The organism is Cellulomonas sp. NPDC058312 (genome assembly GCF_042880135.1).
In the GTDB taxonomy this organism is placed as follows: domain Bacteria; phylum Actinomycetota; class Actinomycetes; order Actinomycetales; family Cellulomonadaceae; genus Cellulomonas.
Window position 1 is genome coordinate 810,850 of record NZ_JBHVZE010000001.1, and the last position, 21,669, is coordinate 832,518.

At 75.6% G+C, this 21,669-nt stretch carries 19 protein-coding genes; 15 read left to right on the forward strand and 4 right to left on the reverse strand.

What is annotated here, in order from left to right:
• The first annotated feature begins 1 nt into the window (after window position 1).
• The 4 genes from nusA to rbfA all read left to right on the forward strand — a co-directional run bounded on the left by nusA (window position 2) and on the right by rbfA (window position 5,070).
• Complete coding sequence (gene nusA, locus ACFVXN_RS03655) at window positions 2-1,099, forward strand: transcription termination factor NusA (RefSeq protein WP_389227386.1); 1,098 nt, start codon at window positions 2-4, stop codon at window positions 1,097-1,099.
• A gap of 170 nt (window positions 1,100-1,269) precedes the next feature.
• A complete protein-coding gene (locus ACFVXN_RS03660; RefSeq protein ID WP_389227389.1) occupies window positions 1,270-1,467 on the forward strand; it encodes a YlxR family protein in 198 nt (65 codons plus the stop codon).
• Window positions 1,468-1,638: 171 nt separating this feature from the next.
• Window positions 1,639-4,521 (forward strand): translation initiation factor IF-2, encoded by a 2,883-nt coding sequence (gene infB / locus ACFVXN_RS03665; RefSeq protein ID WP_389227392.1) that lies wholly within the window; start codon window positions 1,639-1,641, stop codon window positions 4,519-4,521.
• Window positions 4,522-4,620: 99 nt separating this feature from the next.
• Window positions 4,621-5,070 (forward strand): 30S ribosome-binding factor RbfA, encoded by a 450-nt coding sequence (gene rbfA, locus ACFVXN_RS03670; protein ID WP_389227395.1) that lies wholly within the window; start codon window positions 4,621-4,623, stop codon window positions 5,068-5,070.
• 66 nt (window positions 5,071-5,136) lie between these two features.
• On the opposite strand, the gene ACFVXN_RS03675 is transcribed toward rbfA, so the two are convergent.
• Complete coding sequence (locus tag ACFVXN_RS03675; protein ID WP_389227398.1) at window positions 5,137-6,612, reverse strand: DHA2 family efflux MFS transporter permease subunit; 1,476 nt, start codon at window positions 6,610-6,612, stop codon at window positions 5,137-5,139.
• A gap of 67 nt (window positions 6,613-6,679) precedes the next feature.
• Here ACFVXN_RS03675 and ACFVXN_RS03680 point away from each other — a divergent pair, with 67 nt between their 5' ends.
• The 11 genes from ACFVXN_RS03680 to ACFVXN_RS03730 all read left to right on the forward strand — a co-directional run bounded on the left by ACFVXN_RS03680 (window position 6,680) and on the right by ACFVXN_RS03730 (window position 17,420).
• Window positions 6,680-7,300 (forward strand): TetR/AcrR family transcriptional regulator, encoded by a 621-nt coding sequence (locus ACFVXN_RS03680; RefSeq protein ID WP_389227401.1) that lies wholly within the window; start codon window positions 6,680-6,682, stop codon window positions 7,298-7,300.
• Between the two features lie 122 nt (window positions 7,301-7,422).
• Window positions 7,423-8,313 carry a tRNA pseudouridine(55) synthase TruB gene (gene truB / locus ACFVXN_RS03685; RefSeq protein ID WP_389227865.1) on the forward strand — a complete coding sequence of 297 codons (891 nt, stop codon included), beginning with the start codon at window positions 7,423-7,425 and terminating at the stop codon, window positions 8,311-8,313.
• A gap of 120 nt (window positions 8,314-8,433) precedes the next feature.
• Window positions 8,434-9,429 carry a bifunctional riboflavin kinase/FAD synthetase gene (locus tag ACFVXN_RS03690; protein ID WP_389227404.1) on the forward strand — a complete coding sequence of 332 codons (996 nt, stop codon included), beginning with the start codon at window positions 8,434-8,436 and terminating at the stop codon, window positions 9,427-9,429.
• A gap of 111 nt (window positions 9,430-9,540) precedes the next feature.
• Window positions 9,541-9,810, forward strand: coding sequence for a 30S ribosomal protein S15 (gene rpsO / locus ACFVXN_RS03695; RefSeq protein WP_389227407.1), 270 nt, complete (start codon window positions 9,541-9,543; stop codon window positions 9,808-9,810).
• A 231-nt stretch (window positions 9,811-10,041) separates the two neighbouring features.
• Window positions 10,042-12,273 carry a polyribonucleotide nucleotidyltransferase gene (locus ACFVXN_RS03700; protein ID WP_389227410.1) on the forward strand — a complete coding sequence of 744 codons (2,232 nt, stop codon included), beginning with the start codon at window positions 10,042-10,044 and terminating at the stop codon, window positions 12,271-12,273.
• 1 nt (window position 12,274) lies between these two features.
• The gene (locus ACFVXN_RS03705; protein WP_389227414.1) at window positions 12,275-13,603 is read left to right on the forward strand and encodes a M16 family metallopeptidase; all 1,329 of its coding nucleotides are present in this window, start codon (window positions 12,275-12,277) and stop codon (window positions 13,601-13,603) included.
• Window positions 13,604-13,746: 143 nt separating this feature from the next.
• Window positions 13,747-14,376 (forward strand): TetR/AcrR family transcriptional regulator, encoded by a 630-nt coding sequence (locus ACFVXN_RS03710; protein WP_389227417.1) that lies wholly within the window; start codon window positions 13,747-13,749, stop codon window positions 14,374-14,376.
• A complete protein-coding gene (locus tag ACFVXN_RS03715) occupies window positions 14,373-15,182 on the forward strand; it encodes an NAD(P)H-dependent oxidoreductase (RefSeq protein WP_389227420.1) in 810 nt (269 codons plus the stop codon). Before ACFVXN_RS03710 ends, ACFVXN_RS03715 begins: the two co-directional genes overlap by 4 nt.
• An 81-nt stretch (window positions 15,183-15,263) precedes the next feature.
• Window positions 15,264-16,163, forward strand: coding sequence for a hypothetical protein (locus ACFVXN_RS03720; RefSeq protein WP_389227423.1), 900 nt, complete (start codon window positions 15,264-15,266; stop codon window positions 16,161-16,163).
• Window positions 16,164-16,173: 10 nt separating this feature from the next.
• Window positions 16,174-16,929, forward strand: coding sequence for a 4-hydroxy-tetrahydrodipicolinate reductase (gene dapB / locus ACFVXN_RS03725; protein ID WP_389227426.1), 756 nt, complete (start codon window positions 16,174-16,176; stop codon window positions 16,927-16,929).
• 5 nt (window positions 16,930-16,934) lie between these two features.
• On the forward strand, window positions 16,935-17,420 hold the full coding sequence (locus ACFVXN_RS03730; RefSeq protein WP_389227429.1) for a hypothetical protein: 486 nt from the start codon (window positions 16,935-16,937) through the stop codon (window positions 17,418-17,420).
• A 59-nt stretch (window positions 17,421-17,479) separates the two neighbouring features.
• On the opposite strand, the gene ACFVXN_RS03735 is transcribed toward ACFVXN_RS03730, so the two are convergent.
• From ACFVXN_RS03735 to ACFVXN_RS03745, 3 genes are all read right to left on the reverse strand, one after another.
• A complete protein-coding gene (locus tag ACFVXN_RS03735) occupies window positions 17,480-19,279 on the reverse strand; it encodes an EAL domain-containing protein (RefSeq protein WP_389227432.1) in 1,800 nt (599 codons plus the stop codon).
• Window positions 19,280-19,631: 352 nt separating this feature from the next.
• Entirely contained in the window at window positions 19,632-20,189 is a 558-nt protein-coding gene (locus tag ACFVXN_RS03740) for a GNAT family N-acetyltransferase (RefSeq protein WP_389227435.1), read from the reverse strand.
• A 5-nt stretch (window positions 20,190-20,194) separates the two neighbouring features.
• The gene (locus tag ACFVXN_RS03745; protein WP_389227438.1) at window positions 20,195-21,664 is read right to left on the reverse strand and encodes an NAD-dependent succinate-semialdehyde dehydrogenase; all 1,470 of its coding nucleotides are present in this window, start codon (window positions 21,662-21,664) and stop codon (window positions 20,195-20,197) included.
• Window positions 21,665-21,669 lie beyond the last annotated feature (5 nt).

The window sequence follows — 21,669 nt, forward strand, 5'->3', positions numbered from 1 at the left end:
CGTGGACATCGACATGCAGGCGCTGCGGCTCATCGAGCGCGAGCGCGAGATCAGCCTGGACGTGCTCGTCTCGGCCATCGAGCAGGCGCTCCTGTCCGCCTACCACCGGACGCCCGACGCGCACCCGGACGCCCGCGTCGAGCTGGACCGGCGCAGCGGGCACGTGACCGTGTGGGCGCGCGAGCGCACCGTGGTCCCGGCGCCGCCCGCGCCGGAGGGCGAGGACGCCGACGGCGGGACCGTGGCCGTCCCCCCGAGCACCACCACGACGGGCCCCGAGTTCGACCACACGCCCGCGGGCTTCGGCCGGATCGCGACCGCGACGGCGCGCCAGGTGATCGTGCAGCGCCTGCGGGACGCCGAGGACGACCAGGTGCTCGGCCAGTTCCGCGGCAAGGAGGGCGAGGTCCTCGGCGGCGTCATCCAGCAGGGCCGGGACCCGCGCGTCGTCCTGGTGGACGTCGGCGGGACCGAGGCGGTGCTGCCCGCGCACGAGCAGGTCCCGACCGAGAAGTACGTGCACGGCGAGCGCCTGCGCGCGCTGGTGCTGGACGTGTCGCGCGGCGCCAAGGGCCCCCAGATCACGCTGTCCCGCACCCACCCGAACCTCGTGCGCAAGCTGTTCGAGCTCGAGGTCCCCGAGATCGCCGACGGCCACGTGGAGATCACGGCGCTGGCCCGCGAGGCCGGGCACCGCTCCAAGATGGCCGTCCGCTCGCACGTCCAGGGCCTGGGCGCCAAGGGCGCGTGCATCGGCCCGCTCGGCGCCCGCGTGCGGGCCGTGATGGCGGAGCTGCACGGCGAGAAGATCGACATCGTCGACCACTCCGACGACCCGGCCGAGATGGTCGCGCACGCGCTGTCGCCGGCGCGTGTGCTGTCCGTCACGGTGGTCGACGCGGCCGCCCGCGCCGCCCGCGTGGTCGTGCCGGACTACCAGCTGTCGCTCGCGATCGGCAAGGAGGGGCAGAACGCCCGCCTCGCCGCGAAGCTGACCGGGTGGCGGATCGACATCCGCTCCGACGCGCAGGACGCGCCGGCGGACGTCGACCAGGCCGCCCAGGACGGCGACGGGCGGGGTCCCGGTCGAGACCGGTGACCTCGCGCGCTAGACTGACGGAGGCTGGGCCGGACGCCCGGCTCTCCTCGCCGAGCAGGCGCCACCCCCGGACCCACGCAGCGGACACCGCCGCGGAGGTCGTCGTGGGTCCGGTGCGCACGTGCGTGGGGTGCCGAGCGAGCGGTCCGAGGTCGGTCCTGCTGCGTGTGGTGGCGGCGACGACGGACGCGGGGGAACCCGCGGTCGTGGTCGACGTGCGCCGGGCGCTGCCGGGCCGGGGTGCGTGGCTGCACCCTGATCCTCACTGCCTCGAGCTCGCCGAGCGCCGTCGTGCGTTCCCGCGGGCCCTGCGTCTCGCAGGGCCGCTGGACACGTCCGCGGTGCGGGAGCACCTCGGGGCGGGGTGAGGGGAGACCGTCACCCGGCGACAGGGCCGGGTGGCATGTGCACATTCGACGAGGGAGCGGGACGAGAGCCGATGGCTGCCCGATGAGCACGCACCGATGAGTACCCAGCGATGAGTACCCAGCACTAACGACGGTCCGACCCTGTCTGGGCGGACCAAGACAGGGAGAGATGTGGCCAAGGTCCGCGTCTACGAGCTCGCCAAGGAGCTCGGAGTCGACAGCAAGACCCTCATGACCAAGCTGAACGATCTCGGAGAGTTCGTCCGCTCGGCATCCTCGACGATCGAACCGCCGGTGGTCCGCAAGCTGCGGGACACCTACCCGGCGGCCGGCGGGTCCAAGCCCGCCGCACGTCCGGCAGCGCCCAAGCCGGCTGCCGCGGCACCCGCCGCGCCGGCCGCCCCTGCCCCGGCAGCTCCGGCTGCCCCGGCGCAGGCCGCTCCGGCGCCCGCTGCTCCGGCGGTGACCCCGGCCCCGGCCGCTGCGGCACCCGCCGCGCGTCCGGCCGCCCCGGCACCGGCCGCCCAGGCGACCCCGGCTCCGGCGGCCCCCGCGGCCCGTCCGGCCCCGGCCCGTCCGGCTGCTCCGGCACCGGCCGCCCCCGCCCGTCCCGCCGCCCGCTCGGGCGAGGGCCAGGGCGCGCGTCCCGGTGGCGCACCCCGTCCGGGCGCACCCCGCCCGGGCAACAACCCGTTCGCGCCGTCCCAGGGCATGCCCCGCTCCGGCGGTCCGCGTCCCGGTGGCCCGCGTCCGGGCAACAACCCGTTCGCACCCTCGCAGGGCATGCCCCGCCCGGGTGAGCGCCGTTCGTCCGAGGCGCCCGCCGCCTCGGCCGGTGCCGGTGCCCCGACCGGTGCGGGCGACCGTCCCGGCGGTCCCCGTCCCGCGGCGCCGCGTCCCGGCGGTCCCCGTCCGAACCCCGGCATGATGCCGGGTCGCAGCGCGAGCGGCGTCGGCCGCCCGGGCGAGCGTCCCGCGCGCCCCGGTGGCGGCGGCGGTCGTCCCGGCGGTGGTGGCGGTGGCTACGGCGGCGGTGGCGCCGGTCGTCCCGGTGGTGGCGGCGGCTTCGCCGGTCGCCCCGGTGGCGGCGGTCGTCCCGGTGCCGGTGGTCGTGGCTCGACGCAGGGCGCGTTCGGTCGCGCCGGTGGCCGCCCCGTCCGCGGACGGAAGTCGAAGCGCGCGAAGCGCCAGGAGTTCGAGCAGATGCAGGCGCCGTCGCTCGGCGGCGTGCAGGTCCCGCGCGGCAACGGCACGACCGTCGTCCGCCTGCGGCACGGCTCGTCCCTGAACGACTTCGCGGACAAGATCGACGCGAACCCCGCCTCGCTCGTCACGGTGCTGTTCCACCTCGGTGAGATGGCGACCGCGACGCAGTCGCTGGACGAGGACACCTTCGGCACCCTGGCCACCGAGCTGGGCTACGTCGTCGAGATGGTCTCGGCCGAGGAGGAGGACCGCGAGCTGCTCGGGGCCTTCGACATCGACCTGGACGCCGAGCTCGAGGCGGAGGGCGACGAGGACCTGTTCCCGCGTCCGCCGGTCGTCACGGTCATGGGTCACGTCGACCACGGAAAGACCAAGCTCCTCGACGCCATCCGGTCCACGGACGTCGTCGCGGGCGAGGCCGGCGGCATCACGCAGCACATCGGCGCCTACCAGGTCCGGACCGAGCACGAGGGTCAGGACCGGGCCATCACGTTCATCGACACCCCGGGTCACGAGGCGTTCACCGCCATGCGTGCCCGTGGTGCGCAGGTGACGGACATCGCGATCCTCGTGGTCGCGGCGGACGACGGCGTGATGCCCCAGACGATCGAGGCGCTCAACCACGCCCAGGCGGCCGGTGTGCCGATCGTGGTCGCGGTCAACAAGGTGGACAAGGAGGGGTCGAACCCCGCCAAGATCCGCCAGCAGCTCACCGAGTACAACCTGGTGGCCGAGGAGTACGGCGGCGACACGATGTTCGTCGACGTCTCCGCCAAGCAGCGGATGGGCATCGACCAGCTGCTCGAGGCCGTCCTGCTGACGGCGGACGCGGCGCTCGACCTGCGGGCGAACCCCGACAAGGACGCGCGCGGCGTGGCCATCGAGGCGAACCTCGACAAGGGCCGCGGCGCCGTCGCGACCGTCCTGGTCCAGTCCGGCACGCTGCGCGTCGGCGACGCGATCGTCGCGGGCACGGCCCACGGCCGCGTCCGGGCGATGTTCGACGAGCACGGCGAGAACGTCACCGAGGCGGGTCCGGCCCGTCCGGTGCTGGTCCTCGGCCTGGCGTCGGTGCCGAGCGCCGGCGACACCTTCCTGGTGGCACCCGACGAGCGCACCGCCCGTCAGATCGCCGAGAAGCGCGAGGCCGCCGAGCGCGCCGCCCTCCTGGCCAAGCGCCGCAAGCGCGTCAGCCTCGAGGACTTCACGCTCGCGCTGCAGCAGGGCAAGGTCGAGACCCTCAACCTGGTCCTCAAGGGCGACGTGTCCGGTGCCGTCGAGGCGCTGGAGGACGCGCTGCTCAAGATCGACGTGGGCGACGAGGTCGAGCTGCGCGTCATCCACCGCGGTGTCGGTGCGATCACGCAGAACGACGTCAACCTCGCCACCGTCGACTCGGCGATCATCATCGGCTTCAACGTCAAGTACGCGGAGCGGGTCGAGGACCTGGCCGAGCGCGAGGGCGTGGACGTCCGGTTCTACTCGGTCATCTACCAGGCGATCGACGACGTCGAGGCGGCCCTCAAGGGCATGCTCAAGCCGGAGTACGAGGAGGTGCAGCTCGGTTCCGCCGAGGTGCGCGAGGTGTTCCGCTCCTCCAAGTTCGGCAACATCGCCGGCTCGATCGTCCGGTCCGGGGAGATCCGCCGCAACACCAAGGCGCGGGTGCTCCGCAAGGGCGTCGTCATCGGCGACAACCTCACCATCGAGTCGCTCAAGCGGTTCAAGGACGACGCCACCGAGGTCCGCGAGGGCTTCGAGTGCGGTATCGGCCTCGGCTCGTACAACGACGTCTCCGAGGGCGACGTCATCGAGACCTGGGAGATGCGCGAGAAGCCTCGCGCCTGATCCCTCGTCCTACCTGCGGGTCTGCCCCCACGCCTCGTGCGTGGGGGCGGGCCCGCGGCCGTCTGCCCGCCACCTGCGCGGGCGCAGGAAGGAGCAGTCATGGTGGACCACCCGAGGGCGCGCAAGCTGGCGGACCGCATCCAGCAGATCGTCGCGCAGATGATCGACACCCGGGTCAAGGACCCCCGTCTGGGCTTCGTCACCGTGACGGAGGTCCGGGTCACCGGCGACCTGCAGCACGCGAGCGTGTTCTACACGGTGCTCGGCGACGAGGAGGCCCGCCAGGGCTCCGCCGCCGCGCTGGAGAGCGCCAAGGGCCTGATCCGGTCCGAGGTCGGCAAGCAGACCGGCGTGCGGCTCACCCCGACGCTGGAGTTCCACCTCGACGCGGTGCCGGAGACGGCGGCGCACCTGGACGCGGCGCTGCTCGAGGCCGCGCGTCGGGACCGCGAGGTCGCCGCACTCGCCGCGGGCGCGCAGCACGCGGGGGAGGCGGACCCGTACCGCAAGCCCGCGGAGGACGAGGACGACGAGGCCGAGCAGGCCTGACGCCCCGCGCGACGAGGCCCGGACCCCACGTGGGGGTCCGGGCCTCGTCGCGTCGGCGGCCGGCGGTCAGCGCGGGACGGTGCCGCCCGGCAGGACCTCGCCGGCGCCGCCCGGCAGCTCCCGGCCCGTGTCGCGGGGCATCGCGAGCGACGCGACGGCAGCAGCGGCGATGACGGCCGCCCCGACCAGCACGGCGGGCCGCAGGCCCTGGGCGAACGCGTCGGGGGTGATCGCCCCGTCGGCGGCCTGGAACACGGCGGTGAGGACGGCGACCCCGAACGCGACCCCGACCTCGCGCAGGGTGGAGTTGGTCGACGACGCGGTGCCGTGGTCGTCGGGTGCCATGTCCGCCAGCACGGCCGTCGCGGACGGGGCGAACGTCAGGCCCATCCCGATCCCGGCGAGCAGCAGCCCCGGCACGAGCGGGGCGTAGCCGGCCGAGCCGGTCGCCGCCAGCGCGAGCCAGGCGAGTCCCGCGGCCTGGAGCACCAGCCCGGCGGTCAGCAGGGGGCGCACCCCGACCCGCGGGGCGAGCATCCCGGCGAGCGGGGCGAACACCATCGGCGCGGCGGTCCACGGCAGGGTGCGCAGGCCGGCCTGGAACGGCGAGTGGCCCTGCACGACCTGGAGGTACTGCGCCAGCAGGAACACGGCGCCGAACACCCCGAGCGAGAACGCCAGGCCGGTGACGTTCGCGACCGCGAAGCTCCGGGACCGGAACAGCCGCAGCGGCACGAGCGGGTGCGGCGTGCGGGCCTGGTGGCGGACGAACAGCACCAGCGCGACCAGGCCGACGACGACCGGGCCGAGGACGCCGGTCGAGGTCCAGCCGTCGTCGTTGCCGTGCACGACGCCCCAGACGACGCCGAGCACGCCCGTCGCGGCCAGCAGCAGGCCGAGCACGTCGAGCCGCTGGGCGCGACCGCGCTGCTCGGGCAGGGCGCGGAGCACCAGCGGGACGGCCACGAGGGCCACGGGCACGTTGATCCAGAACATCGCCTGCCAGGAGATGCCCTCGACGACGGCGCCGCCGACCACGGGCCCGAGCGCGACGCCGAGACCGGAGACGCCGCCCCAGACACCGATGGCCATCGCGCGGCGTGCGGGCGGGACGGCGGCGGCGAGCAGGGTGAGCGACAGCGGCATGATCGCCGCGGCGCCGACGCCCTGGACCGCGCGGGCCAGCACGAGGGCGCCGGGGGAGTCGGCCAGCGCGGCGCCGACCGAGGCGAGGGCGAACACCGCGATGCCGCCGAGGAACGTGCGGCGCCGGCCCCACCGGTCGCCGAGCGTGGCCGCGGCGATCATCAGCGTGGCGAACGCGAGCGTGTAGGCGTTGACGACCCACTGGAGGTCGGTGAGCGAGGCGGCGAGCTCGGACTGCAGCACCGGCAGGGCGCTGGTGACGACCAGGTTGTCGAGCGTCGCCATGAACATCGGCAGCGACGCGGCGACCAGCGCCAGCGCGACGGGGACGGGTCGGCGGAGCGGCGCGGGGCCGGGGGTGCGCCCCGGGGCGGTCAGGACGGTCGACGCGGACATGGCAGCTCCTGTAGGCATCGGATGATTACAAGGAGGACCGTAGGCATCGGCTGATAACCTGTCAACCATGAGCAGCGCCACCACCGCCCGCGCGCCCCGGATGTCCGGGGAGCAGCGCCGCGAGCAGATCCTGGCCGCCGCCCTGGCGGTGTTCGCCGCAGGCGGGTACGACGGGACGACGACCGACCAGGTCGCCCGGGCCGCGGGGGTGTCCCAGCCCTACGTCGTGCGGCTGTTCGGCTCCAAGCAGCAGCTGTTCCTCGAGCTGTACCGCTCCGTGACCGACCGGGTCCTCGAGGCGGTCGCCGCGGTCGAGCCGGGCCCGGACGCCGCCGCGCGCGTCGGGCGGGCCTACATCGACCTCATGGCCGACCGGGACCTGCTGCGCGTCCTCATGCACGGGTTCATCGCCGGGGACGGCGAGATCGGCACCCTGGCGCGCCGCACGCTCGGCGAGGTGTTCCGGATGTTCCGGGTGCAGGTCGCCGACGAGGTCGTGCAGGACCCGGCCGAGGGGGAGGCCGCGCAGGAGGCCGACGAGGCCGCGCGCCGGTTCGTCGCCGACGGCATGCTCATCAACGTCCTGCTCGCCGTCGACGCGTTCGGGCACCAGGGGGACGACCCGGGCCTGGACGCGCTGCTGCTGTGCCTGGGCGAGGAAGCCATCGCGGCGGGGGTGTCCCGGTGAGCGCCGCGGAGCACCCCGCGGTCGCCGACGGTCCTGCCCGCGGCGACGGTCCTGCCCGCGGCGACCGCCCTGCCCGCGGCGACCGCCCCGCCCGCCCGCGCCGCCCGACCGCGCCCGACGGCCTGCTGGTCGTCGACAAGCCGCAGGGCTGGACCAGCCACGACGTGGTCGCCAAGGCGCGCGGCCTCGCGGGCACCCGCAAGGTCGGGCACGCCGGCACCCTCGACCCGATGGCCACCGGCGTGCTCGTGCTCGGCGTCGGCCGCGCGACCCGGCTGCTGACCTACGTGGTCGGCGCGGACAAGGAGTACACCGCGACCATCCGGCTCGGCGTCGCGACGACCACGGACGACGCCGAGGGCGAGGAGACCACCCGCGCCGACGCGTCGGGCGTCACCGCGGCGGCCCTCGCGACGGGCGTGGCCGCGCTCACCGGGCCGATCAACCAGGTCCCGAGCGCCGTCAGCGCGATCAAGGTCGACGGGCAGCGCGCGTACGCCCGGGTCCGGGCGGGGGAGGACGTCGAGCTCGCGGCGCGGCCGGTCACGATCGGCCGGTTCGAGGTGCACGAGGTCCGGCCCGGCACGCTCGAGGACGGCACGGTGGTCCAGGACGTCGACGTGACGGTGGTCTGCTCGTCCGGCACCTACATCCGGGCGCTGGCCCGGGACCTCGGCCGCGACCTCGGTGTCGGCGGGCACCTGACCGCGCTGCGGCGCACCCGGGTCGGCGGCTACGGGATCGACGGCGCCCGGGACCTCGACGCGCTGGACGCGTGGCCGGCGGACGTGCCGCTGGACACGCTGCCGCTCGCCGACGCCGCGCGCGCGACGTTCCCGGTGCGCGAGCTCACCGCGGACGAGGCGCGCGCCCTGTCGTTCGGGCAGCGGATCCCCGCGGGCGGCACCGGGCCCGTGGTCGTCGCGGCGCTGTCGCCCGCCGGCGAGCTGGTGGCCCTGCTCGAGGACCGCGGGCCGCACGCCCGGCCGGTGCTGGTGTTCGCGGCGGCCTGAGCGCCCGCCCGCCGCGGCCGACGTGGCAGCGACCACCCCCGGAGGCGTGGGAGGCTGGTCCCCGCGCCGGACCGCCCGGCGTGCAGGGCGCCGCGGCGGCGCCGGGCGACGGGAGTGCGTGTGCATCGCTGGACGGACCTGGCGCAGGTCCCCGCGGACTTCGGGCCGTCGGTGGTGACGGTCGGCAACTTCGACGGGGTGCACCGCGGGCACGTGGGCGTGCTCACCCGCATGGTCGCCGACGCGCGCGCGGCGGGTGCCCGGTCGGTCGCGGTGACGTTCACCCCGCACCCGCAGCAGGTGCACCGGCCCGACGAGGCCCCGCCGCTGCTCACCGGCGACACCGACCGCCTCGAGCTGCTCGAGGGCACCGGCCTCGACGCCGTGCTGCTGCTCACCTACACGCTGGAGTTCGCGCAGCAGACCCCCGAGGAGTTCGTCCGCCGGTACCTGGTCGACGGGCTGCGGGCGCGCACCGTCGTGGTCGGCCGTGACGTGCGGTTCGGCCGGGGCAACGCGGGCGACCTGTCGACGATGGTCGCGCTGGGGGAGCGGTTCGGGTTCGCGGTCGAGGTGATCGAGGACGTCGCGCCCGACGGGGACGAGGACGTCGCCGGGCTGGACGACCCGCTGCGCCGCCGCTGGTCCTCCACGTGGGTGCGCGAGCTGCTGGCGGCCGGTGACGTGCGGCAGGCCGCGCGCGTGCTCGGTCGCCCGCACCGGGTGCGCGGGACGGTCGTGCACGGCGACGCGCGCGGGCGCGAGCTCGGGTACCCGACGGCGAACCTCGGGCCGGACGCGACCGGCATGGTCCCCGCGGACGGCGTGTACGCGGGGTGGCTGCGCCGGCCGTCGCTGCCGGCGGGCGACCCGGACGCCGTGCTGCCCGCGGCGGTGTCGATCGGCACCAACCCGACCTTCGACGGGCTGCAGCGCCGGGTCGAGGCGTACGTGCTCGACCGGACCGACCTGCACCTGTACGGCGAGGAGGTCGTGCTGGACCTGGTCGAGCGCCTGCGGCCGACGCTGCGGTTCGACTCGGTGGACGCGCTCGTCGAGCGGATGCACGAGGACGTCGAGGCCGTCCGTCAGGTGCTGCGGCCCGTCGCCGGCTGAGACCACGTGGTCGGCTGATACGATCGGACAGCCGTCAGAACGGCCGCGGACCGAGAGCGCCCGGGTGGACCTGCCCCGGAGCACCGCGCAACAAGACACATCAGGAGAGTCGTGCCCCTCGACAGCGCCACCAAGAAGTCCATCATGGCCGAGTACGCCACCCACGAGGGTGACACCGGCTCGCCGGAGGTCCAGATCGCGATGCTGACGCAGCGCATCAACGACCTGAACGAGCACCTCAAGACGCACAAGCACGACCACCACAGCCGCCGTGGCCTGCTGCTGCTGGTCGGCCAGCGTCGTCGCCTGCAGGGCTACCTGCAGAAGGTCGACATCGAGCGCTACCGCAGCCTGATCCAGCGGCTCGGCCTGCGTCGTTGACCGCCTGACCGGCCCGGACCCCGCACGGGGTCCGGGCTGGTCCTGCGTCGGGCCCCCGGGCCGCGACGCGCGCACCACCTGAGCACCACCCGCAGCACCAGCACCACCTCAGTCCGCGCCGGTCGACGCGCTCGGTCCTCGGTAGTGGCACCCGGAGCCTGATCGCTCCGGGTACCTCGATCGAAGACCGCCGTGACCGGTCCGGCGCCTTCGACACAAAGGAGGGCACCCGTGGAGGGTCCCGAGATCCAGTTCGCCGAGGCCGTGATCGACAACGGTCGCTTCGGCACCCGCACCGTCCGCTTCGAGACCGGCCGCCTCGCCAAGCAGGCCGCCGGCTCCGCGATGGCCTACCTCGACGGCGAGACGGCCCTGCTGTCCGCCACGACGGCCGGCAAGCACCCCAAGGACCAGTTCGACTTCTTCCCGCTCACGGTGGACGTCGAGGAGCGGCAGTACGCCGCCGGCAAGATCCCCGGCTCGTTCTTCCGTCGCGAGGGCCGCCCCTCGACGGACGCGATCCTGGCGTGCCGCCTGATCGACCGCCCGCTGCGCCCCCTGTTCGTCAAGGGCCTGCGCAACGAGGTCCAGGTCGTCATCACCGTCCTGGCGATCCACCCGGACGACGCCTACGACGTGCTCGCGATCAACGCCGCGTCCATCAGCACCCAGATCTCCGGCCTGCCGTTCTCCGGCCCGGTCGGTGCCGTGCGCATCGCGCTGATCGACGGCCAGTGGGTCGCGTTCCCGCGCTACACCGAGCGCGAGCGCGCCACGTTCGAGATCGTCGTCGCCGGTCGCGTCGTCGGTGACGACGTCGCCATCGCGATGATCGAGGCCGAGGCGCCCGAGAAGTCCTGGAACCTCATCAAGGACGAGGGCGGCGTCGCCCCCACCGAGGCCGTCGTGGCCGAGGGCCTCGAGGCCTCCAAGCCGTTCATCAAGGCCCTGGTCGAGGCGCAGCAGCAGCTCGCCGCGCAGGCCGCCAAGGAGACCCGCGACTTCCCGACGTTCCCGGACTACCAGCCGGACGCGTACGAGGCCGTCGAGGGTGCCGCGCAGGCCAAGATCAACGAGGCCATGCAGATCGCGGACAAGCAGACCCGCGAGGGCCGCCTGGACGAGGTCAAGGCCGAGGTGCTCGCCGAGCTCGGCGCGTCGTTCGAGGGCCGCGAGAAGGAGCTCTCCGCCGCGGTGCGCGCCGTGACCAAGAAGGTCATCCGCCAGCGCATCCTCACGGACGGCTTCCGCATCGACGGCCGCGGGCTGCGGGACATCCGCACCCTGTCCGCCGAGGTCGAGGTCCTGCCCCGCGTGCACGGCTCGGCGCTGTTCGAGCGCGGCGAGACCCAGATCATGGGTGTCACCACGCTGAACATGCTCCGCATGGAGCAGCAGATCGACTCGCTCTCCCCGGAGACGCGCAAGCGCTACATGCACAACTACAACTTCCCGCCCTACTCGACCGGTGAGACCGGCCGCGTGGGCTCGCCGAAGCGGCGCGAGATCGGGCACGGCGCGCTCGCCGAGCGCGCGATCATGCCGGTGCTGCCGAGCCGCGAGGAGTTCCCCTACGCGATCCGTCAGGTCTCCGAGGCCCTGGGCTCCAACGGCTCGACCTCGATGGGCTCCGTCTGCGCCGCGACGCTGTCGCTGCTGAACGCCGGTGTGCCGCTGCGCGCCCCGGTCGCCGGCATCGCGATGGGCCTCGTGTCCGACACGGTCGACGGTGAGACCCGCTACGCGGCGCTGACCGACATCCTCGGCGCCGAGGACGCGTTCGGCGACATGGACTTCAAGGTCGCCGGCACCCGCGAGTTCGTCACGGCCATCCAGCTCGACACCAAGCTCGACGGCATCCCCGCCTCCGTGCTGGCCGACGCGCTGACCCAGGCCAAGGAGGCGCGCCTCGCGATCCTCGACGTGCTGAACGAGGCCATCGACGTCCCCGACGAGATGTCCCCGAACGCCCCGCGCGTCATCACGGTGAAGGTCCCGGTCGACAAGATCGGCGAGGTCATCGGCCCGAAGGGCAAGATGATCAACCAGATCCAGGAGGAGACCGGCGCCGACATCTCCATCGAGGACGACGGCACGGTCTACATCGGCGCGACCGACGGTCCGTCGGCCGAGGCCGCGCGGGCCGCGATCAACGCGATCGCGAACCCGCACATGCCGGAGATCGGCGAGCGCTTCGTCGGCACGGTCGTCAAGACGACCACCTTCGGCGCCTTCGTCTCGCTCTCCCCGGGCAAGGACGGCCTGCTGCACATCTCGCAGATCCGTCGCCTGGTCGGTGGCAAGCGCGTCGACAAGGTCGAGGACGTCCTCGGCGTGGGCCAGAAGGTCCAGGTCGAGATCGGCGAGATCGACCCGCGCGGCAAGCTCTCGCTGCACGCCGTCGTCGAGGACGCGGCGGGCGAGGAGTCCGCGGACGCCTCCACCGAGCCGACCGACGCCTGACGTGCCGCTGGACCTCCCCCTCGTCGCGCCCGGCTCGCCGGGTGCCGACGTGACCGCCGGGCAGGCGGGCGACGGATCCGTCCGTCGCTCCGTCCTGCCCGGCGGGGTCCGCCTGCTCACCGAGCACGTCCCCGGCGTGCGCTCCGCGACCGTCGGGGCGTGGGTCGGGGTCGGGTCCCGGGACGAGAGCGACGGCCACCACGGCTCGACGCACTTCCTCGAGCACCTGCTGTTCAAGGGGACCGCGCGGCGCACGGCGATGGACATCGCCGAGGCGTTCGACGAGGTCGGCGGCGAGGCGAACGCGGCCACGGGCAAGGAGCACACCTGCTACTACGCCCGGGTGCTCGACGAGGACCTGCCGATGGCGGTCGACGTCATCACCGACATGGTCACCTCGGCGCGCCTGGACACCGACGAGCTCGAGACCGAGCGCGGGGTCATCCTCGAAGAGCTCGCGATGAACGACGACGACCCGAGCGACGTCGTGCACGAGCGGTTCGCCACGGTCGTGCTGGGCGAGCACCCGCTCGGCCGGCCGATCGGCGGCACCCCGGACACGATCCGCGCCGTCCCGCGCGACGCCGTCTGGGAGCACTACCGCCAGCACTACCGGCCCGCGACGCTCGTCGTCACGGCCGCCGGGAACGTCGACCACGACGTGCTCGCCGACCAGGTCGTGCGCGCGCTCGGCGACGGCGGCTGGTCCCTGACCGACGGCGGCGCCCCCGCGGCCCGCCGCGGCCCGGGCGACGTCGTCGCGGTCACCGAGACCGCCGCCGAGCTGTCGGTCCGGCGGCCCACGGAGCAGGCCAACGTCATCGTCGGCGGCACCGGGCTCACCGCGACCGACCCGCGGCGGTTCACGCTGTCCGTGCTGAACGCGGTGCTGGGCGGCGGCATGTCGTCGCGGCTGTTCCAGGAGATCCGCGAGAAGCGGGGCCTGGCCTACTCGACGTACTCGTTCTCGTCCGGCCACGCCGACACGGGGGTGTTCGGCCTGTACGCGGGCTGCGCGCCGGCCAAGGTCGACGAGGTCACCGCGCTGATGGTCGTCGAGCTCGAGCGGCTCGCCGAGGGCGGCATCACGGAGGCCGAGCTGCGCCGGTCGATCGGGCAGCTGTCCGGCGGGCTGGTGCTCGGCCTCGAGGACTCGGGCTCCCGGATGAGCCGGCTCGGCAAGTCCGAGCTGGTGCACGGGGAGCTGCTGTCCACCCAGGAGTCGCTGGACCGCGTCCGCGCGGTCAGCGCGCGCGAGGTGGCGGAGCTTGCGGCCGAGCTCGCCGGTCGACCGCGGTCGGTCGTCCGCGTCGGTCCGTTCGGCGACTGAGCGGCACCCACCGCACCAGCAGCCGCACCTCCCAGGAGCCGGGTCCCGTACGGGACCCGGCTCCTCGGCTTCCCGGCGTCGCGCTCTTTGGCTACCAATGGTAAGTTACCAACGGTAAGCAGGAGTCGACCGAGGAGCCCCTGATGGACGACGCACCCGCCGGCCCGCGCCGGCGCCTGACGAAGCCGGAGCGCCACGCGCAGCTCGTGGCCGTCGCGCGGGACCTGATCCGCGACGCCGGGACCGACGAGCTCACGCTCGGCCGGCTCGCCGAGCGCGCGGGTGTCACCAAGCCGCTGGTCTACGACCACTTCGGCGACCGCGCCGGTCTCCTCGCCGAGCTCTACCGGGAGTTCGAGGAGCGCCAGCGGGCGACGCTCGCGGTCGCGCTCGACGGCGCGGAGCCCCGGCTGACGACGGTCGCGGAGCTCGTCGCGGGCGCGTACGTCGACTGCTGCCTCGCCGAGGGCCGGGAGCTCGCCGACGTCGTGGCCGCCCTCGCGGGCTCGCCGACGCTCACCGCGCTGCGGCACGAGGCCGAGGACGCGTACCTGGTGATGTGCCGGGACGCGCTCGAGCCGCTGGCCGGCCCGGTCGACGCCGCCGGCCTGCACGCGCTCACCGGGGCGGGGGACGCGCTGGCCCGCGCGGCGCTCGCCGGGCGGATCACGCCCGGGCGGGCGCGCGCGGCGCTCGCGCGGGTCGTCGTCGCCGTCGCGACCGAGGAGCCCGCGCCGACCCACCCCACGGACCCGGCGGAGGCCACCGCATGACGATCGCACACCCCACCCGCCCCGGCAGCGCCCTGTGGGTCTCGGCCCACGCGCGCCGCGGCTCGTTCAACGAGCGGCTGTTCCAGGAGGGCGTCGACGCGCTCTCGTCCCGCTACGACGTGGCGACGACCGACCTGTACGCGCAGGGCTTCGACCCGGTGCTGGACGACCGCGACCTCGGCGACCTCGCGGCCCGGCCCGGCAACATCGCCCAGCTGGCGGGCGAGTCCTACGCGGCGGGTCAGCTGCCCGCGGACGTGCGCGCAGAGCAGGCCAAGCTCGCGGCGGCGGAGCTGCTCGTGCTGCAGTTCCCGCTGTGGTGGTACGGGCCGCCCGCGATCCTCAAGGGCTGGTTCGACCGCGTGCTCACCGCGGGGTTCGCGTACGGCGACCAGGACCCCGACCTCGGGGTGCCCCGGCGCTACGGCGACGGCGGCCTGCTCGGGCGGCGCGCGCTCGTCGTGGTGACCGCCGGGGAGGACGCCGCCTCGATCGGCCCGCGCGGCATCAGCGGCGACCTCGAGTCGCTGCTGTTCCCCGTCACGCACGGCGTGCTCTGGTACGTGGGGATCGACGTGCTCGACCTGCACGTCGTGCACGACGCCGACGCGCTCGGGGCCGACGGGGTGCAGCGCGAGGTCGCGCGCCTGCGGGAACGGCTGCGCACGCTGGACGCCGAGCCGGTCCGGCGGTTCCGCCGGCTGCGGGACGGCGACTACCGGGGGACCCGGGCCCTGCGCGCGGACCTCCTGCCGGGGCGCACCGACGTCGGCATCCACGAGGTCGACGAGCGCCCGGGCGCCTGACGGGCCGGTCACGGGGCCCAGGTCCGTGCCCCGGGCCTCAGGTCCCGTTCCACCGGGGCGGTGCCGGGGCGATCATGGGGCATGGCCGCCGTCGAGCTCGTCCGCACCTCCGTCCCCGTCGCCCCGACGCGAGCCGGGCACGACCTCGTCGAGGCGCTCTGGGTCGCCCGGGCGCCGCACGGCGCGCCCCCGCGCGTCGCCCTGCCCGACGGGCGACCTGCCGCGGTGGTCCGGCTCGGCGGCGCGGTCCGGTGGGTCGACCCGTTCAGCGGCGAGCACGAGGTCATCACCAGCGTGCTGCGCGGCCCGCGGTCGGCGCCGCAGCTGCTCCTGGCCGACGACGCCGACGCCCCGGCGTGGGAGGTGGGCGCGCGGCTCGCGCCCTGGGCGCTGTCCGCGCTGCACCCGGACGGGTTCCTGGTGGACGACCACCGTCCGCCCGGGGCGGCGCTCGGGCTCGGCGAGGGCGTGCTCGAGGCCCGCCTGCGCGCGTGCTGGGCGCGGGCCGACGGGGGCGACGAGCCGGACGCCGCCGGTCGCGCGGGCGCCGAGCGGGCCGCTGCCGTCGCTGCGGCGCGGGTGCTCGAGGACGCGCTGCACGCCGCCGTGCGCCGGCCGGTGCCGCCGGCGCACCACGCCGACCTCGCCCGGGTCGTGCGGGTCGCGGACGCCGAGCGCGGGCTCCTGCGGCAGATCGACCTCGCGCGGTCCGTCGAGCGGTCGCTCGCGTCGCTGCACGCCCTGTTCGCCGCGTACGTCGGCGTGACGCCGAGCGCGTACCTGTCGGCGGTGCGGATGTCCTGCGCGGTGCGCGAGCTCGGGGTCGACGACCGCGGCGACGCCGCCCGGGTGGTCGCGGTGCTGCGGTCCTACGTGGACGCGGGGTACGCGCCCCGCGAGGTCGAGCGGTTCACGGGGCTGAGCGCGCTGGACCTGCGCCGGTCCGTGCGCGGCATGGAGGTGCTGCTCGCGACCGTCTAGGGTCGCACCCGTGAGCGATGTGACACCGGTGGCCGTGCTGGGCGCGGCAGGACGGATGGGACGGGCCGTCGTCGAGGCCGTCGAGGCGGCGCCCGACCTGGAGCTGGTCGCCGCGCTGGAGCGCGGGGACGACGTCGCGGCGGTCGCCGCGACCGGGGCCCGGGTCGCCGTGGACTTCACCGTCCCGGACGTCACCGAGGCGAACGTGCGGTCGCTGGTCGCGCAGGGCGTGCACGTGGTGGTCGGCACCACCGGCTGGACGCCCGAGCGGCTCGGCCGGGTCGAGGCCGAGCTCGCCGCGCACCCGGGCGTCGGCGTGCTGGTCGCCCCGAACTTCGCGCTGGGCGCGGTGCTGGCGATGGCGTTCGCGGCCCGCGCGGCCCGGTGGTTCGAGTCGGTCGAGGTCGTCGAGCTGCACCACCCGGACAAGGTCGACGCGCCGTCGGGCACGGCCCGGCACACCGCGCAGGCGGTCGCCCGGGCCCGCCGCGAGGCCGGTCTCGGCCCGGTGCCGGACGCCACGACCAGCGCGCTCGACGGGGCCCGCGGCGCGGACGTCGACGGCGTCCGGGTGCACGCGGTCCGCCTGCGAGGGCTCGTCGCGCACGAGGAGATCCTGCTCGGCAACGCCGGTGAGCAGCTGACCATCCGGCACGACTCGTTCGACCGGGTCTCGTTCATGCCGGGCGTCCTGCACGCGGTCCGCCAGGTCGGTGACCGGCCCGGCCTGACCGTCGGGCTCGAGCACTACCTGGACCTGGGGTGACCGGGGTGACCGGCACCCCGCGCGCCTCCCGCCGCAACCGCACCGCGCTGGTCGCGGCCCTGGCGCTGACCGCGCTGCTCGGGCTGTACCTCTGGCTGGTCGTGACGCGCGCGGTCGCGCTGATCGGCACCGGCGAACCCGTCGCGATCGGCCTGGGCGTGGCGTTCGCGGTGCTGCCGCTGCTGGTGCTCGGGCTGATCGCGCGCGAGTGGCTGCTGGCGGTCGACGTGCAGCGGATGGCCGACACCCTCGCCGCACGGGGCGAGCTGCCCGTCGACGACCTGCCGCGCAGCCCCGGCGGCCGGATCGACCGGGCGGCCGCGACCGTCGCGTTCGACGCCGCGCGCGCGGAGGCCGAGGCGGCGGGGCCCGGCGACTGGGGCGCGTGGTACCGGCTCGCGTTCGCGTACGACGCCGCGGGCGACCGGCGGCGGGCGCGGGAGGCGCTGCGGCGCGCGTCGCGGGTGCACCGCGGGCGGCCCGCGGACTGACCCGACCCGACCCGACGTGACGTGACCGGTCGGGGCGGGTCGCCGGGCCGGTGCGGGTCTCAGGCCGGTGCGGCGAGGTACGCGGTCAGCGCGGCGTCCGACATCGGACGCGCGACACCGAACCCCTGCACCAGCGGGATCCCCGCCGCCCGCAGCGCGTCGAGCTGCTCCGGCGTCTCGACGCCCTCGGCGACCACGGCCATGCCGTGCTCCGCCGCCATCCGCTGCACCACCTCGACCAGCAGCGCGTCGAACGGGTCGTCCAGCATCCCGGCGACCACCGAGCGGTCGATCTTCACCACGTCCACCGGCAGCCTCCCGATCTGGCGGAGCCCGGACATCGCACCGCCGAGGTCGTCGAGCGCGATCGGCACACCCGCGGCGCGCAACGTGCGCAGCGCCGCCTCGGCCCCGGCGATCTGCGCGTCGCTCGCGGCCTCCGACAGCTCCAGGCGGACCGCGGCGTGCGGGGTGCCGGTGCCGTCGAGGACCGCCAGGACGCGCTCGGCGAGCAGCACCTCCTCCAGCGCGGCGGGGGACAGGTTGACGTTCACCACACCCGGGGCCCGGGCGCCGAGCGTCGCGGGCCAGCCGGCGCGGTCCCGGCACGCGCGTTCCAGCACCCACAGGTCCAGCTCCAGCGACCGGCCGGACCGGGCGGCGCGGTCCAGGGGGGTGGCGGGTCCGCCGAGCCGGCCGTCGGGGTCCCGGGTGCGCAGCAGCGCCTCGACCTCGTGCACGGTCCCGTCGGCGGTCGCGGCGATCGGCTGGTAGTGCACCTCCAGGCCGGGCCACGCGCGCGCCGGGTCGTCGGCGGCAGGTCCCGCGTCGGCCCCCGCGAGCCGGACCCGGTCCCCGCCGGCCTTCTTCGCGCCGTACATCGCCACGTCCGCCTCGCGGAGCAGCTGGTCGCTGTCCACCAGGGGCCCCGCGCCGACCGCCAGCCCGACGCTCGCCCGGGAGTGCGCGGCGTCGGGGAGCAGCGGGTCGGGGCCGGCGACGGCGGCGCGCAGCGCCTCGCCGAGCTCCAGGGCGCGGGCACGCCACGTGTCGTCCGGCGTCTGCGGGCCGAGCAGGCGGGCGACGGCGAACTCGTCGCCGCCGAGCCGGCCCACGACGTCGCCGTGCCGGGCGGCCGCGGCGAGCCGGGTCGCCACCGAGTGCAGCAGCGCGTCCCCGGCCGAGTGGCCCAGGCCGTCGTTGACCGCCTTGAGCCGGTCGAGGTCGAGGAACGCCAGCACCACCGCGCCGCCGCCGTCCCGCGCGTCCGCGCACAGGTCCCGCAGGCCGTCGACGAACCGGGCCCGCGACGTCACACCGGTGAGGTGGTCGTGCGAGGCCTCGTGGGCGAGCTCGGCGGCCAGCGCCTCCATCAGCGTCGTCGGGTCGAGGATCCCCACGGGCGTGCCCGCGTCGTCGGTGACGACCATGTCCGAGTACCCGTCGCCCAGCGCCAGCCGCTCGGCGGCCACCGTGAGCGACGCCGTGACCGCGACCGACGGCACGTCCCAGCGCGCGATCTCCGCGACGGGCCGCCGGTTCCACAGCGACCGGCCGAACCCGTACCGTCCCGTCATCGTCGTGAGGAAGTCCTTGCGCGCGACCATGCCGTACGGGCCGCTCTCCTCCCGGGGCGCGACGAGCACCGACGACCCGGTCCACCGCGTGCGGAACCCGACGTCCACCGACTCGCAGGAGTCGCCCGGCGCGACGACCACGGGGTCGGACACGAGGTCGGCGAGGGACCGGCCGCGGTCGGCGCGACGCCAGGGCGCTCGGGAGGGCGCGCGGGAGGGCGCGCGGGACGGCGCGCGGGACGGCGCGCGGGAGGGGGCGGACGCGCGGGTCTGCGGGGGCACGCCCGTCACGATCGCCCGGCGGCGCGCTGACCTGAGGGTTCGCCGCGCGCCGCCGTCCGGAGTTCGCCACGCGTTCACCCGCGGTCACCCGCCCGGGTGGCCCCGTCACCCGTCCGGTCGACCTCGGGTGGATCCACCCCGCGGTGCCCCGGGGTCGTGTGGATCCACTCCGCAGTCCCACCCCAGGTCGGGTGGATCCACCCTGAGCGGGTGTGGAAGGTCCACGTCGACACGCGCGGGCGTGTCTCGCCGGGTGGATCCACACCGGGCTGGGAGTGGTGAGGGAGCGGCGAGGGGTGAGGGAGCGGCGAGGGGTGGGGGAGTGGCGAGGGGTGGGGCGGGGGGCGGGGGGTCAGAGGGTGGCGGCCCAGAGGTGCTCGGTGATCTGGCGGGGGTCGTCCTGCTCGCCCAGGACGCGGCGGGCGCCGACGTCGCCGAGGCCGGCGGAGCCGAGGAACTGCTCGCGGGCCGTGTCCCCGTCGATCACCCAGGTCTGGACGCTGGTGGCGCCGTCCTCGTCCCGCAGCAGGTCGACCACCGCGGCCAGCAGCCGGGAGCCGTGCCCGACGCGGCGGGCGCCGGGGTCGACCTCGAGGGCCAGCACCTCCCCGCCGGGGGTGTCGTCCCCGGACCCCGCGGGCGCCACGACCGGGACGACCGAGGCGAACCCCACGAGCCGGGGGCCGTGCAGCGCGACCAGGACCCGGTAGCCGCGGCCCGGGGGAGCGGTGATCGCCGCGGCCCACTGGTCCCGCAGCCGCGCGGGGTCGACGCCGTCCAGGACCGCGTCGCCGAGGACCTCGGCGTGCGTGCTGCGCCACGCGGCGAGCTGGACGTCGGCGATGGCGCGCTCGTCGCCGGGCACCGCGGGGCGCACGGACATGTCGGAGGTCACGGGGAGGACGGACATGCCGGTCACAATGCCACGTAGACCGGCTCCAGGTACTCCTCGATGCCGGCCTCGCCGCCCTCCCGCCCGAGGCCCGACGACTTCACGCCGCCGAACGGCGCGGACGCGTCGGACACCAGGCCGCGGTTGATCCCGAGCATCCCCGCCTCGACCTCCTCGGTCAGCCGCATCACCCGGCCGACGTCCCGGGTGTACGCGTACGCGACCAGGCCGAACTCGGTGCCGTTGGCGAGCCGGAGCCCGTCCTCCTCGGTCCCGAACGTCACGACGGGAGCGACCGGGCCGAAGGTCTCCTCGCGCACGACCCGGGCGTCCTCGGGCACCCGGTCCAGGACCGTCGGGGCGTAGAAGTGCCCTCGCCCCGGCGGCCGCTCGCCGCCGGTCCGGACCCGGGCGCCCGCGTCGGCGGCCTCGGCGACGACCTCCTCGACGCGTTCGACGGCGGACGGTTCGATCAGCGGCCCGACGGTCACGCCGGGGTCGGTGCCCCGGCCGACGACCAGCTCGTCGAACGCGGCGGTCAGCCGGTCGGTGAACTCCGCGGCGACGCCCTCCTGCACCAGGAACCGGTTCGCGGCGACGCAGGTCTGCCCGGCGTTGCGCATCTTCGCGGCGACGGCGCCCTCGACGGCGGCGTCCAGGTCGGCGTCGTCGAACACCAGGAACGGGGCGTTGCCGCCGAGCTCCATCGACGTGCGCAGCACCCCGTCGGCCGCCTGCTTCAGCAGGGTGCGCCCGACCTCGGTGGACCCGGTGAACGACAGCTTGCGCAGCCGCGGGTCGGCCAGGACCGGCCCGACGAGCGCGCCCGAGGACGACGTCGGCACGACGTTGACCACGCCGGCGGGCAGGTCGCGGGCGTCCAGCTCCTCGCGCAGCAGCTCCGCGACGTACGCCGTGGTCAGCGGGGTGAGCTGCGCGGGCTTGATCACGACCGGGCAGCCGGCGGCCAGCGCCGGCGCGACCTTGCGGGTGATCATCGCGATCGGGAAGTTCCACGGCGTGATGAGCAGCGCGGGGCCGACGGGCCGGCGGAGCACCAGCTGGTGGTGGGTGCCCGCGGGCGCGCGCCGGGTCAGCCCGTCGAGGCGCACGGCCTGCTCGGCGTACCAGCGCACGTACTCGGCGGCGTACTGCACCTCGGCGCGCGCCTCGGCCAGCGGCTTGCCGCCCTCGGCGGTCACCAGCGCCGCCAGGTCCTCGCCGCGCGCGACCATCGCGTCGTAGAGCGCGCGCAGCAGGTCCGACCGGACGCGTGGTGCGGCGGCACGCCAGGCGGGTGCCGCCCGGTGGGCCGCGTCGAGCGCGGCGAGGCCGTCCTCGGGTGTGGCGTCCGCCACCTCGAACAGCACCTCGGTCGTGGCGGGGTCGGACACGGGGAACGTGCGCCGGCCCGCGGCGGCGCGCCACGTGCCGTCGACCAGCAGGCCGGTCGGGGTGTGCGCGGCGACGTACGGCGGCAGCGACGAGGTCATGGCGC